Raw genomic sequence first — 14,770 nt, 5'->3', positions numbered from 1 at the left:
AAGGGGGTGGGTGGGGATGCTGAACAGGCGGGGGCTGCTGGCCGCCTCCGGCGCCGGCGCGCTGGCGGGGGCCGCCGGTACGGCGGGCGCGTTCCTGCTGGGCCAGGGCGAGCCCGCGAGCACGGCCGCGCCGAAGGCGGCCGAGCCGCAGGTCGTGCCCTTCCACGGGCCGCATCAGGCCGGCATCGCCACCCCCGTGCAGGATCGTCTTCACTTCGCGGCCTTCGACGTGGCTGTGAGCACCCGCGAGGAGCTCACCGCGCTGCTGGTGTCATGGACCAGGGCCGCGGAGCTGATGACTGCGGGCCGTGCCAGCTCCCCCGACGACTCCGGTGAGGCACTGGATCTGCCCGCCTCCCGCCTGACGCTGACCGTCGGCTTCGGCACCACCCTGTTCGACAGGGCGGGCGAGGACCGCTTCGGCCTGGCCTCCTTACGGCCGCCCGCGCTGGCCGACCTGCCGGCGTTCGAGGGCGAGAAGCTCGACCCCGCGCGCGGCGGCGGCGACATCGCCGTCCAGGCCTGCGCCGACGACCCGCAGGTCGCGGTGCACGCCATCAGGACGCTGGCCCGCATCGGGCTGGGCCGGGTGAGCGTGCGATGGTCCCAGCTCGGCTTCGGCAAGACCGCCTCCACCACGCCCGCCCAGCTCACCCCTCGTAACCTCATGGGCTTCAAGGACGGCACCGACAACGTCTCGGGCGACGACCTGGCGACGCTCGACCAGCACGTATGGGTGGGCAGGGGCGACGGTCCCGCGTGGATGTCCGGCGGCAGCTATCTGGTGGCACGGCGGATCCGCATGCATCTGGAGGCGTGGGACCAGGTCTCCCAGGAGGACCAGGAGGCCACGATCGGCCGCACGAAGGTCGAGGGCGCGCCGCTCGGGGGCAGGGGCGAGCGTGACCCGTTCGTCCCCGCCACACTGCCTGCCGACAGCCATGTCCGCCTGGCCCACCCCTCGGCCAACGGCGGCGTGCGGATCCTGCGGCGCGGCTACTCCTTCGTGGACGGGAGCGACAGCCAGGGGCGGATCGACGCCGGCCTGTTCTTCCTGGCCTATCAGCGCGATCCACGCCGCCAGTTCGTGCCTCTGCAGCGCAGGCTGGCGGCCGACGACCGGCTGTCGACCTACATCCGGCACGTGGGCTCCGGCCTGTGGGCGTGCCCGCCGGGCGTGTCCCCCGGCGGGCACTGGGGCGAGAGCCTGCTGGGCTAGCGGCCCAGCTCCTCCTGGCGGATCCAGCCGCCAGGCACCAGCCGGGCCAGCTGCGCGCCGAGCAGAGCGCGCAGCGGGCCTTCGGGGGCCTGGCCGTACAGCTCGAGCAACCTGCCGGGACGCTCCAGGATCTCGTCGGGGTCGTCCTGGCGGTCGGTGAACTCGGTGATCAGCTCCGGCAGGCGGGCGGTGACGTGCTCGTCCATGCCCATCCTGGCGGCCGAGCACAGCTCGTACTCCCAGGCCACCAGGTACCGCCAGAGCTTGCCGTCCTCCTCGAAGAAGGCGCGCCGCAGCCGGGCGAAGGCGCCGAGGACGGCGCCGTCGTCACCGGCGCGGTAGCCGAGCACGATCAGGTGGAACAGCGCCCACTGGTGGCCGGGACGCAGCCCCTCCGACCTGGCGAAGGCCTGCCTGGCCTCCGGCCAGGCGCCCAGCAGGTACAGGGTGTATCCCCGCGCGTAGTGGGCGTCCGCCGAGCCGGGGTCCTCCCTGGTCAGCCGTTCGCTCTCGCGCAGCAGCCGCCTGAACGTCTCGGGCACCTCCGGACCGTCTTCCGCCGCTTCGATCAGATCGGCGAGCCGGAGGTCGTCAGGCACCGCTCACCATCCTCCGGAGTGGCCGGTGGACCTGCCGTTGGCCATCCAGCGCTTGGCGGTGGCGCGCAGCTCCTTCTCGATCTCAGGCAGCATACCCGGGTGATCCTTGATGAAGCGCTCCAGCTCTCGGGCCGCGGCCTTGAAGCCTTCGCCATGCCGTCCGCTCTCGTAGCCGGTGTCGCCGCGGTACTTGTCGCGGATCTCGCGCTTGACCGAGTTGGCCCATTCCGTCGGCGACATCCAGCCGCAGGGGTACTTGGGTCGGGGGCTGTTGTGGACCAGGACATCGGCTTCGCCCTGGACCACGTGATAGGTGTGCGGACCTTCCACGCTGAGGTTGTGGACCCGCTGGTTCGCGCGGTGTTCGGTCTCGACGGCGGAGACCTGCGCGAACGTGCCCGCCGAGGTGCGCAGCCACATGCCCTTGCGCAGCTCGCCGGCGCTGAGCCAGGTCTTCAGCGCGGGCACCCAGAACGGGTGGTTGTCGGTGGCGACGATCACTCCGCCGCCCTCGACGCCCACCTTGACCAGATCCTTGGCGCCCTGACTTGTCATGGTGGCCACGACCGGCTGGGAGCCTGTCCGCCCCGTGGCGGCGTCGGTCGCCAGGACCCGGTCGCCGACGGCGACCTCCTCGATGGGCTTGGCGCTGCCGTCCGCCATCCTGACCTTGGTGCCGGGCACGAAGCTGCTGGTGATCCTGCAGGTCTTGCCCGCGGTCTCCACGACCTCGTCGCCGTACTTGCCGAAGCGGGCGAACCTGGTTCCGCCGAAGGTGATCGCGCCGAGGGCCCCTTCGAAGCAGCCCTTGCCGAAGCCTCTGGCGTAGTCGCCGAAGGAGTGCTTGCGTCCCAGCAGCGCTCCGGCGACGGTGTTGATGATCCCGTTGGTGACGCAGGCTCCGCCCGCCGCGGCCAGCTGCGGCGGGATGGTGCCGTCGGGGTCGGTGTGGTCGACAGGGTCGCCCAGCGCGTACTCGTAGAGGTTGTAGCCGCCGCCGAAGCCGATCGTGTCCTCGGAGATGAAGCGGCGCAACGACGGGGAATACATCCGGGACCTGTTGTCCTGCAGCCCACCGGGGATCGGCGCGCCTGAGACGCGGCCGGTCCAGCGGATGAGGTTCGGGTCGTCGGCCTGCGATGAGGTGGTGGTGCCGAACAGGTCGTAGCCGTAGGTGGTGGTGATCTGGCCGGAGCCGTCGGTCAGGGCCATGGTCGAGCCGAGGGCGTCGGGCAGCAGGCCGCGAACCTGGCCGTCGGCGCCGACGCGGGCGAGGGTCTCGTCCTGGCCGAAGCCGTTGAGGAAGGAGACGTCGGCTCCGCCTGGCCCGGTCTGGCCGATGAGGGCGTCGCCGTCGAAGCGGAACCTGGTGACGTCCGTGCCCGTGGTGCTGCCGACCCTGCGGCCTGCCGGGTCGTAGCCGAGCGTCGTGGTGGCGTTCCCGTCCGACACCGAGACCAGCTCGCCGCGGGCGTTCCAGGTGTAGGTGAACCCGTTGTCGGAGGTCAGGTTGCCAGCGGGGTCGTAGCCGAGGGTTCTGCCGCCGTTGCCGGTCAGCCGGTTGGCGTCGTCGTAGGTCAGGCCGGTGGCCGCCGTGGGCAGCTGGGCGCGGACGAGCGTGCCGTGCGTACGGACCCTGCGGCCGAGCAGGTCGTGGTCGTAGGCCACCTCGCCCAGTCCGGTGGTGTCGCGCTTGTAGCCGATCGAGGTCAGCAGGCCCGAGTCGTCGTAGCCGTAGGTGGCCGCCACGCCGCCGGGCAGCGCCTTCGAGGTCATTCTCCCGTCGTCGTCGTAGCCGTAGAGGACGCTCACCGCTCCCCGGGTCACCGACTTGAGCAGGCCGTTGGGGAAGTAGTCGTAGGCGACCGCCGCCTGACCGGAGGCGGTCATGGACTTGAGCCGCCCCGCGGCGTCGTAGGTGTAGCCGACGGCGCCCGCCGAGCTGGTCTCGGTGACGAGGTGGTCGAGATCGTCGTAGTCGTAGGTGATCTTGCCGGCGCCGGGGGTGGAGTCGGTCAGCTCGCGGACGCGGCCCCTGGCGTCGTACTGGGCGCTCAGCGTCGACTCGAAGTTCTCGCCGTTCTTGCCGAAGCCGGTGAAGGTCGTCCGGCCGAGCTCGTCGTAGCGGTACTCGGTGACCTTGCCGCGCCGGTCGGTGACGGTCGACAGCCGGTTCAGCGCGTCGTAGGCGAAGGTGTCCTTGGCCCCCAGGGGGTCGGTCCGCTCGACGAGCCGGTCGGCGTCGTCGTAACGGTAGGCGGTGATCTTTCCTCTGCCGTCCTTGACCGAGGTGACGTTGCCGTTCTCGTCGTAGTCGAAGGCCAGCTCGTCGCCCGCCGCGTCGGTGACCGACCGCAGCACGTCGGACTCGTCGTAGACGCGCTTGGTCGAGGTGCCGTCCGGCGCGATGATCTCGATCACCCGGTTGGCGGCGTCGCGCACGAAACGGGTCTCGCGCCCGGCCGGGTCGGTCACGGTGGACAGGGCGCCGTCGGCGTAGCCGTAGGTGGTGACCCGCCCTCGCGGGGTGGTCTGGGTGAGCGGGCGGCCTTGGCCGTTGTAGGTCGTCTTCCAGGTACGGCCCTGCGCGTCGGTCAGTTTCTCGAGGTTGCCGCGCTGGTCGTAGCCGAGCCGGGTGACGGCTCCCGTGGGATCGGTCAGCGTGTCCGGCCTGCCGTACGGGGTGCCCCGGTAGGTGGCGCGGCCGGTGACGGTGGCCGACCCCGCGGCGCCCTTGAGCTCCTCGGGGTTGCCCGACGCGTCGTAGGCGATCGTGGTGGTGCGCCCGAGCCCGTCCTCGATCCGGTTGGGCAGGTCGGTGGCCGGATCGCGGGAGATCCTGATGGTGTGCTCCCGGCCGGTCCCGGTCGCCTGGGTGTCGGTGGACAGGTAGCCCAGATCGTCGTAGGTGGTCTTGCGGACGGCGCCGTCGGGCTCGGTGACCTGGGCGGCGACGACGCGTGACGCGTCGGCCGAGAGCGTGTAGGCGAAGGTGTAGCTGCCCTGGCCGAGGATCGTCTGGGTGGCGACCCTGCCCGCCGTGTCGTAGACGTTGGTCAGGTAGGTGCGGCCGCGTGCGTCGGTGATGGTGTTCATCCGGCCCGCGGCGTCGTAGCCGTAGGTGGTGGTACGGCCGCTCGGTCCTGTCACGGTCTTGAGCCGGTCGCCGTCGTAGGTGTAGGTGACCGCGCGGCCCGCGTTGTCCTCGACCTTGGTGACCCGGTCCGCCGTGTCGTGCGTGTAGCTGAGCCAGAACCCGTTCGGGGAGCGGACCTCGGTGACGGGACCGAGATAGCTGCCGAAGGAGTTCTTGTACTTGCGGAAGATCTTGACGGTGTTGCCCTGCGGGTCGCGGATCTCCTGCAGCGGCGCCTCGTCGCCGAAGACGTAGATCAGGCCGTTGCGCAACTTGAGGTGCCAACCGCCCTTGTTGCAGGCGCCCACGTAGGAGAAGCGGGATCCGGAGAACTCCGGCGAGGTGTGACGGGCCTCGAAGACGGCGTCGCAGAATCCGGTGCCGGGTGAGGTCCGCACGTAGTGGACCTGGGAGCCGTCGGGGAAGTTGAGGTCGGCCTCCTGGTACTGCTTCCTCGACGACAGGTACATGTTGTACTGGTCGTTCGATCCGATGCCCATGGAGCGTTTGCGCACGTCGCCCGGGTTGTAGCCGCGGGTGACGGCCAGCGGCAGCACGTCGTCCACCGTGAGGTCGGTCTGGCTGAGGCTGAACAGGCCGGTGCTCAGCTCGACGGGGTCACCGGCGGAGTTGAGGAACTTCAGCAGCCACTTCCACGCCGGTTCCTCGTTGCCCGGTACGTTGATCATGGCGCCGTCGAAGTCGGAGATCCTGGTCCCGGTGTCGGGGACGACCTGCCTGGCGGGCGGGTCGACCTTGCCCGCCCCGAAGATCTCCCAGCCTTCGCCGTGCTTGTCGTAGTGCCAGAAGTTGACCCGCTGCCCGGCGGGGAGCTTCAGGTAGTTCGGATAGGTGATCTGGGCGGTCCCGCCGACCAGGCGGCCGCCTGCGGGCTGGACGGTGTAGTAGACGGGCACGCGGACCCCGTCGGGCATGGGGATGGGCGTGCGGTCCACCGGGATCGAGGTGATGCCGATGCGCCGAACGGGCTTGCCGTCGGCGTCCTCGATCGTGACGCCCGGCGGGATGCGCACCTCCAGGCCGGGCACGGCGGGATTGGAGACGACGACCTCGCTGGTGGTCGGCGAGGGGATCTCGATCTCGTAGTCGGTGTCCAGGGCGGGCAGGTATGGCGTGTAGAAGAGTTCGTTGTCGCCCGCCTTGAGCGGCACCCGCACGTCGAACACACCGTAGGACAGCTTGCCCGTCGAGGCGGTGCGGCCGTCGATGCGCAGGGTGCGCATCCCTTGCGGCAGGTCGGTGAGCCGGAAGGCGCCCTTGGCGTCGGTACGGGCCTTCCGGCCGTCGGCGCTCAGGGTGACGTCGGGGAGAGGCAGGCCGGCGGTGGTCTTCACCACCCCGGTGAGCTCGGCCTGCGCGCGCTTGCCGGGAGCGAACGAGGCCAGCGGCTTGCCCCTGCGCACGTGGCCGGGCAGCGACACGGTCTGCGCGGGGGGCGTCTCCGGCTCCGGCCGCCTCGCGATCCCGGTCCGGCCGGGCTCCTCCTCCGCGTGCCGCTCCTCCGTGCTCCGCTTCTCCGTGCGCTGTTCGTCCGTGCGCTGTTCGTCCGTGCGCTGTTCGTCCGCGCGGGCGGCCACGGCCGTGCCGGACGCGATGCGGACGGTGGCCGTCCCTGTCTCGGCGTCAGCGGGATTGATCCTGAAGGTGTACGTGCCGGCGGCCGTCAGCGTGGTCGTGCGGTTGGTGCCCTTGCTCATGCAGGAGGTCCACAGCCGCGCGCCCGTGGGCGGCAGCAGTTCGGTGCTGACGCAGCTCGCCGCGTACGTCTCGTCGACCATGGTGATCTTGACGCTCTGCCCGGCGGTGACGGGGAAGGTGACCGCCGCGTTCTGCCCGGCCTTGGTGGTGGTGACCGCGACGTCGGGGCCGCCGACGGTGGCGCTCTTCTGCGCGTCGGCGGGGACGTCGACGACGGTGACCGTCACCGTGCCCGAATAGGCGTCCTTCGGGTCGATGGCGAGCGTGTAGGCGCCGTCGGCCGGCAGCGCCACGGTGTCGAGATACTCGGCGGCCTTGGAGATGCACGCGTTCTTGGCCAGCTCCGTGCCGTCCGGCTTCAGCAGCCGTACGGCGATGCCGCACGACGGGGGCACGGGTGAGATCTGCAGTTTGGTGAAGACCCGCTTGCCCGTCGCGCCGGTGAAGGTGACCGAGCCGTTCTGGCCCGGCTTGGCGATCGCCACCGCGACAGGGGCCGCGTCCGGCGAGGTGGTCACCGCCGCGTCGGCGGGGACGCCGGTCACCGCCAGCGTCGGGGAGCCGGTCCAGGCGTCCTTGGGGTTGATCTTGTAGGTGTAGGTGCCGTCGGCGGGCAGGGTGACGGTGTCGAAGTACTCGGCGGCGTTGTAGAGGCAGGTGTCCTTGACCAGTTCGGCGCCGCTCGGCTGCACGAGCCGCACGTCCAGCGCGCAGGCGGGCGCCCCTGCGGGAATGGTCACCTTGGTGAAGACCCGCTGGCCCGCCGTGCCGGAGAAGGTCACCGAGCCGTTCTGGCCCGGCTTGGCGATCGCCACCGCGACCGCGGCCGCGTCCACGGAGGTGGACACCGCCGCGTCGGCGGGGACGCCGGTCACCGCCAGCGTCGGGGAGCCGGTCCAGGCGTCCTTGGGGTTGACTGTGTAGGTGTAGGTGCCGTCGGCGGGCAGGACCACCGTGTCCAGGTACTGGTTCCCCTGGGACAGGCAGGTGTTCTCGGCCAGCTCGGCGCCGTCCGGCCGCAGCAACCGCACGGCCAGCCCGCAGCTGGGCGCCCCTGCGGGAACGACCACCTTGGTGAAGACCCGCTGGCCCGCCGTGCCGGAGAAGGTCACCGAGCCGTTCTGGCCCGGCTTGGCGATCGCCACCGCGACCGCGGCCGCGTCCACGGAGGTGGACACCGCCGCGTCGGCGGGCACGTTCAGCACCTCGACGCTCGGGGTGCCGGTCCATGCGCCCTTGGGGTTGACCTTGTAGGTATAGGTGCCGTCGGCGGACAGGGTGACCGTGTCGAGGTACTTCGTGGCGTTGTACAGGCAGGTGTCCTTGACCAGCTCGGCGCCGTCCGGCTGCACGAGCCGCACGTCCAGCGCGCAGGCGGGCGCCCCGGCCGGAACGGTGAGCCTGGTGAAGACCCGCTGGCCCGCCGTGCCGGAGAAGCTCACCGAACCGTTCTGGCCCGGCTTGGCGATCGCCACCGCGGCAGGACCCGCGTCCGGCGAGGTGGACACCGCCACATCGGCGGGCACGTTCATCGCCGTCACCCGGAAGGTGCCGACGACGACGCCCTCGGGGTCGACGATCCAGCGGTAGACGCCGTCGGCGGGGAGGGCGAGCGTGTCGGAGAAGGCGTCGGCCTCGTAGACGCAGGTGTCCTTGGCCAGCTCGGTTCCGTCGGGGCCGCGCAGGCTCACGCGGATGTCACAGGCCTTGGTCCCGGCCGGCACGCCGAGCTTGGTGAAGACCCGCTGCCCCGCCGTGCCGGAGAAGGTGAAGACGGCCTGCTGGCCAGGAACGGTCGTGGTGAGGGACGCCTCGGGGCCGTCCACGCCGACCTCGGCCGTGGCGTCGGCGGACTGTGACGTCAGGACGTCCACCTTGCCTGTCAGGTCGTCCTCGGGGTCGATCACCACGGCGTAGGTGCCCTGGGGCGAGCCGGCGGGCACGTCCCACTCCTGGGTGGCGCCGCACATGGTCTGGTTGAACAGCGCCGTGCCGTCGGGGCCGTACAGGCGGGTGGGCAGGCAGCCGGAAACGGTCTTGCCTGACAGGTACACGACGGTGCGTTTGCCGGCGTCCACCTCGAACAGCGCGATGGCGATCTGCTGCGCGGCGGCGACCGGTACCGCGGTCAGGGTGTTCGGCGCCAGCCGTACGGCACCGCCTGCGCCGATGTTGGCGGCCAGGTAGGGAGCCGGCGGGACCACGATGTCACCCGCGGAGACGTCGCTTCCCGCCGGGTTGACGATCTTGACGTGGCCGAAGGCGGGCCCGGGCGGGGCCTTGATGGTCATGCCGCTCGCGGTGGCCTGGGTCACCTGGACCTTGCCGCCGTTGAGGGAGGTGACGTTGCGGATCCTGTCGGTGTCGAAGCCGCTGCCGGTCAGGGCGACCTCGGTGCCCGTGTCGGCGACCCTGATGCCCGTCAAGGAGATCGCGGGCTTGGGGCGCGCCCCGATGACCTTGAAGCCGTTCCAGGAGGCGGACTTGCCGCCGACCGTGACGGTGACGTCGCCTGCCGCGGCGCCCGTGGGCACCGCCACGGTGATCGTGTGGTCGGTGACCGCGCTGGGAGTGGCGGAGGCGCCGCCGAACGAGACGGACACGGCGCCCTTGTCGGTGCCGAAGGCCGTGCCGTAGATCGTGACCGTGGTGCCGGCGGCGGCGCTGGGCGGGGAGATCTGGGCGAGCGCGAGAGTTCCGGCGGGAAGGCCGCGGATCTCGGTGATGTTGCCCGACGCGTCATGGGTGATCTTCGAGCCGTCGCCGGGCTCCGCGAACACCCCGGTCACCCGGCCGTTGGCGTCGTGCGCGTAAGCGACGCTGGACACCTGCGCGGGCTGCTGCGGCTCGGCCGCCCGAGTCCCGGGCGGAGCGAGGGCCGTCGCGCCGGCGACGGGGCTCGGAGATCGAGCGGGTACGGCAGGCGGTGGCGGCGCCAGCCCGGCCATCAGCGCGACGACGACTAAACCAGAGACGAACCGCATGATGCATCCCCCGAGGCGAGCGGTGATCGATTCGACTCACCATAAAGATCGTTCCAAGGCAAGTCAATGATCTTGCTGGGGCGGGTGGGCGAAGGCGACCCGGTGGGTGGGAGCCCTGATGGTCGGATCATCCGTGACGGCTCGCGAGTGACCTCGTGTGGGCCGGCCCTGACCTGCTTCCTCACCACGACGCCGGCGGGGCAGTGGTGGGACGTCTCGCCTGTCAAGTCAGATCGCTTGACAGCTCGCGTGGCGAGTGATCCCATCAATCGCAAGTTAGGAAGTATTCCTAACTAACCCCCCACCGAGGAGGATCCATGCGACCTCTCACCCGGGCGCGCTCCCTAGCCGGCGCGCTCGCGGCCGTGTTACTGGCGAGCATGGTGGTGGCGGCGCCCGCCCAAGCCGCTCCGACCAGGTACGAGGCCGAGAACGCGACCATCTCCCAGGGCGTGGTGGAGTCCAACCACGCCGGCTACTCGGGCACCGGCTTCGTCAACGGCGACAACGTCGCGGGCAGCTACGTGGAGTTCACCGTCAACGCCGCCACCGCTGGACAGGCCACGATCGGCATCCGTTACGCCAACGGCACCACCGTGAACCGGCCATCCGATGTCTCGGTCAACGGCAGCGTGGTCTCGACCGGGCGGGCCTTCGAAGGCACCGGCGCGTGGACCACGTGGGTCACCTCCACCCTCACGGCGCCGGTCACCGCGGGCGCCAACAGGATCCGGCTCACCTCCACCACGGCCAACGGCAACCCCAACCTCGACTTCGTCGACGTCGAGGTGGCAGCGCCCAGCAGCGACCTGCAGGCCGAGAACGCGACGATCTCCCAGGGCGTCGTGGAGTCCAACCACGCCGGGTTCACCGGCACCGGCTTCGTCAACTACGACAACGTGGCGGGCTCCTACGTGGAGTTCACCGTCAACGCCGCCACCGCGGGCAACTACGAGGTGAAGTTCCGCTTCGCCAACGGCACGACCGTCGACCGTCCGATGGACATCACGGTCAACGGGGCGGCGGCCACCAACGTGGGCTTCCCCGGCACCGGCGCCTGGACCACCTGGGTGGAGAAGTCGGTCACGGCCCCGCTCATCGCGGGCGCCAACAAGATCCGCGCCACCGCGAGCACCGCGAACGGCGGGCCGAACCTGGACCGGATCAGCACCACCGTACCGGCGGACCCCGAGCCGCCGACCCCGCCCGGCAACCTGCGCGTGGTGGGCGAGGTCCGGCCCACCGCGGTGGACCTGGCGTGGGACGCCTCCACCGACAATGTGGGCGTCTCCAGCTACGTGATCTACAACGGCGGCAACGTGCTCAAGACGGTCGGCGGCAACCAGACGACGGCCACCATCACCGGTCTGACGCCGAACACCGGCTACGTGCTGAGCGTCCTGGCCTACGACGCCGCGGGCAACGCCTCGCAGGGCAGCAACAACGTGCCGATCACCACCCCGCCGAGCGACGACCACGAGGCGCCGAGCGTGCCGTCCGGCCTGCGCTCGACCAACGTCAGCGCCACCAGCGTCACGCTGGCGTGGACAGCCTCCACCGACAACGTCGAGGTCACCGGCTACAACGTCTACCGCGACGGCGCCAGGTTCGCCACGGTCCCCGACCTGACCGCGACCGCGGACGGGCTGACGCCCAACACGGAGTACTCCTTCCAGGTCGAGGCCTTCGACGCCAACGGCAACACCTCGGCCAGGAGCCCCGAGCTGAAGGTCAGGACCACCACGACGGCCTCCGGCGGCGACCCCGTCTACGACCGCGACATCGCCAAGCTCGACCTGCCCTGGGGCGTGGCCTTCCTCCCCGACGGCAGTGCCCTGGTCGCCGAGCGCGACCGCTTCGAGATCGTCCGCGTCACCGCGACAGGCCAGAAGACCACGGTCGGCAAGATCGCCGAGGCGGTCACCACCACGGGCGAGGGCGGCCTGCTGGGGCTCGCCCTGTCGCCGAACTTCGCCACCGACCACTATGTCTACGCCATGCACACCGCCGCCTCCGACAACAGGGTCGTGCGCTTCAAGTACGAGAACAACGCCATCGGCCCGCGAGAGGCGCTGGTCACCGGCATCGTGAAGAACAAGTTCCACAACGGCGGGCGGATCACGTTCGGTCCCGACGGCATGCTCTACATCACCACCGGCGACGGCCAGGTCTCCAGTAGGGCCCAGGACCTCAACTCGCTCAACGGCAAGATCCTTCGCGTGACGCCGACCGGGGCGGGCGCGCCCGGCAACCCGTTCCCGAACGCCCCGCGCGTCTACAGCCTCGGTCACCGCAACCCGCAGGGCCTGGCGTGGGACTCCCAGGGCAGGCTGTGGGAGTCGGAGTTCGGCGACGGCACCTGGGACGAGCTGAACATCATCCAGGCGGGCAAGAACTACGGCTGGCCGAACTGCGAGGGCCGCTGCAGCGACACCCGCTACGTCAACCCCGTCCAGCAGTGGGACGTCGCCGCCGCCTCGCCGAGCGGCATCGAGATCGTCAACGACTGGATCTACATGGCGGCCGTCCGCGGCGCCCGCCTGTGGGTCATGAAGATCAACGGCAACACCACCGACACGCCCCGCGCCTTCTTCAACGGCCGGTGGGGACGCCTGCGCACGGTCGTCAAGACGCCTGACGGCGGCCTCTGGCTGACCTCCACCAACAACGACAAGAACGGCGGCACGCCGTCCACCATCGACAACGACATCGTCCGCCTGAAATTCGCGGGGCCGCCTTTCGGGCTCACGAGCACGGCCTTCGCCAACAACGGCACCATCCCCGCGAAGTACACCTGCGCGCAGGACGGGGTGTCGGGCAACGACATCTCACCGCCGCTGGCCTGGTCCAACGGGCCCTCCGGCGCGCAGAGCTACGCCATCACCTTCATCGACACGGCCAACAGCGGCAAGCACTGGGCCATCTGGGACATCCCGGCCGCCAAGGTGTCGCTGCCCGAAGGACTCGGGCTCGGCTTCAACGTGCCGAACCAGTCGCCTGCCAAGCAGAAGGCGATGAGCTCGGGCAACAAGTCGCTGCAGTACTTCGGGCCGTGCCCAGGCGGCTCGACGCACAAGTACGAGTTCACGCTCTACGCGGTGGACACGGCGACGCTGCCCGGTCTGAGCTCGAGTTCGACGGTCGCCCAGGTCGAGACCGCGATTCTGGCCCACGACCTGGCCTCCACCAAGCTGGCGGGCAACTCCAACGCCTCCACCGGCTGATCGCGTGAATCGGGGGCCGGGCACCCGGCCCCCGATATTCATCGGACGGATCAGGCTTCCGCGCGCCGGGAGACATCCCACCTTTAGCCTGGCCAGGACCTTGCCGCCGACGCGCCGCACTCCCCCGCACCGCGGTTGCGCCGTTCCAGAACGTGCTGTTACTGTCGCCCACGTCCAGCCGGTCGATCAGTAACCGGCACCCGGACTGAGTACCTGCGATCCATCGGGAGCCTCGAGAACAGACGAACACCAGAAGGACCGTGATCGGTAAGCCCGCATACCGGGTTGATCAGGGTCGAGAGGGCCGAACAGGCCGGTTCACGTCAGGCGCGTGCCTGACCAAGCCCATCTCCGTCGCCCACGTGGCGCCGTTCTTCTTCGTCCGTTCGTTTCGCGAGCTCCCCCGGGAGCCCGCTCCTCCGATCGCAAGGACCTCCCTTGATCTCTCGCTCTTCCACGCCCGCCGTCGATGCCGTACGGGCTGAGCCCCGCAGCGCCGGCGCCGTCGCCACCTTGATGGTGGTGGTCTTCCTGTCCCTGCTCGACTCCCAGATCGTCGCCACCGCGCTCCCCCGCATCATCGGCGACCTCGGCGGGCTGGACCGGTTCGCCTGGGTCACCACCGGCTATCTCATCGCCGGCAGCGCCGCCGTCCCCGTGTACGGCAAGCTCGGTGACCTCTTCGGCCGCAAGCGCGTCTTGCTGATCTCCATCCTGGTCTTCCTGGCCGGATCGGCCGCCTGCGGCCTCGCCCAGACCATGACCCAGCTGATCGCGTTCCGCGTCGTCCAGGGCATCGGCAGCGGCGGCCTGTTCATCTCGGTACTCGCCATCATCGGCGAGATGTTCACTCCCCGCGAGGGCGCCCGCTACCACGGCTGGTTCTCCCTCACCTTCGGCGCCGCCTCCCTGGCCGGCCCCACCCTCGGCGGCCTGCTCACCGACCTGGCCGACTGGCGCTGGGTCTTCCTGGTCAACCTGCCCATCGGCGTGATCGTCGTCCTCGTCCTGGCCGTGCGGCTGCGCCTACCGGCCCGCCCCGAGAAGGCACGCATCGACCACACCGGCGTCATCCTGCTCACCGCCGCGATCGTCGCGGTGAACCTGCTCACCACCTGGGCCGGCACCGCCTACGCCTGGAACTCCCCGATCATCATCGGCCTCGCCGTCGGCTGCGTGCTTCTGCCGGCACTGTTCGTCATTGCCGAGCGCCGCGCGTCCGACCCGGTCGTCCCGCCGCGCCTGTTCGGCGACCGGACCTTCACCATCGTCGTCGCCGTCGGCTTCGTCGCCGGGTTCGTCGGACTCGGCATCGTCAACTACCTGGTGCTGTGGCTGCAGGCCGTACTGTCCCTCGGTATCCAGCAGTCCGGCTACGTGCTGACCGCGATGATGCTCGGCGTCGTCGTCACCTCCTACCTGTCCACCAGGCGGATCGCCCGCACCGGCTCCTACCGCTGGTATCCCACCGTGAGCATGATCCTCTTCGCCGTCACCGCCGCCCTGTTCGCCACCGCCGGCACCGGCCCCGCCCTGGCCACCGTCTGCCTGCTGCTGTTCGGCGTCGCCGGCGGTCTCAACTCCCAGGCGCTCAGCCTCGCCGCGCGCAACACCGCCGCCCGTGACGACATCGGCGCCGTCCAGGGCACCGCCACCATGTCGCGGCAGATCGGCACAGCGCTCGGCGTGTCGTTCTTCGGCGCCCTGATGACGAGCAGGATCCCGGTGCTCGCTGAGGATTCGACCGATCCCGCCGCCTACGCCGACGCGCTGCGGCTCGTCTTCATCGCCGTGATCCCGATCGCCCTCATCGGGCTCGTCATCTCGCTCTTCCTCGACGACATCACGCTCTCCCGCTCCTGACCTCCCCTCTCTCACTTCTCGAAGGA

At 70.3% G+C, this 14,770-nt stretch carries 5 protein-coding genes; 3 read left to right on the top strand and 2 right to left on the bottom strand.

Going from position 1 to position 14,770, the window contains the following annotated elements:
- Positions 1-16: 16 nt before the first annotated feature.
- Positions 17-1,219 carry an iron uptake transporter deferrochelatase/peroxidase subunit gene (gene efeB / locus AB0B45_RS36075; protein ID WP_358140026.1) on the top strand — a complete coding sequence of 401 codons (1,203 nt, stop codon included), beginning with the start codon at positions 17-19 and terminating at the stop codon, positions 1,217-1,219.
- Here the strand turns inward: efeB and AB0B45_RS36070 are convergent.
- On the bottom strand, positions 1,216-1,818 hold the full coding sequence (locus AB0B45_RS36070) for a hypothetical protein (protein ID WP_358140023.1): 603 nt from the start codon (positions 1,816-1,818) through the stop codon (positions 1,216-1,218). The two genes, efeB and AB0B45_RS36070, sit on opposite strands and share 4 nt — an antisense overlap.
- 3 nt (positions 1,819-1,821) lie before the next feature.
- The gene (locus AB0B45_RS36065) at positions 1,822-9,657 is read right to left on the bottom strand and encodes a polymorphic toxin-type HINT domain-containing protein (protein ID WP_358140020.1); all 7,836 of its coding nucleotides are present in this window, start codon (positions 9,655-9,657) and stop codon (positions 1,822-1,824) included.
- Positions 9,658-9,974: 317 nt separating this feature from the next.
- Between AB0B45_RS36065 and AB0B45_RS36060 the strand changes: the two genes are divergently transcribed.
- Entirely contained in the window at positions 9,975-12,881 is a 2,907-nt protein-coding gene (locus AB0B45_RS36060) for a YbhB/YbcL family Raf kinase inhibitor-like protein (RefSeq protein ID WP_358140017.1), read from the top strand.
- A 438-nt stretch (positions 12,882-13,319) separates the two neighbouring features.
- Positions 13,320-14,744 (top strand): MDR family MFS transporter, encoded by a 1,425-nt coding sequence (locus AB0B45_RS36055; protein WP_358140014.1) that lies wholly within the window; start codon positions 13,320-13,322, stop codon positions 14,742-14,744.
- The last annotated feature ends 26 nt before the right edge of the window (positions 14,745-14,770 follow it).

The sequence above is a fragment of the Nonomuraea sp. NPDC049152 genome (assembly GCF_040648355.1).
Classification (GTDB): Bacteria; Actinomycetota; Actinomycetes; order Streptosporangiales; family Streptosporangiaceae; genus Nonomuraea.
This window is presented reverse-complemented; position numbering and strand designations above follow the sequence as displayed.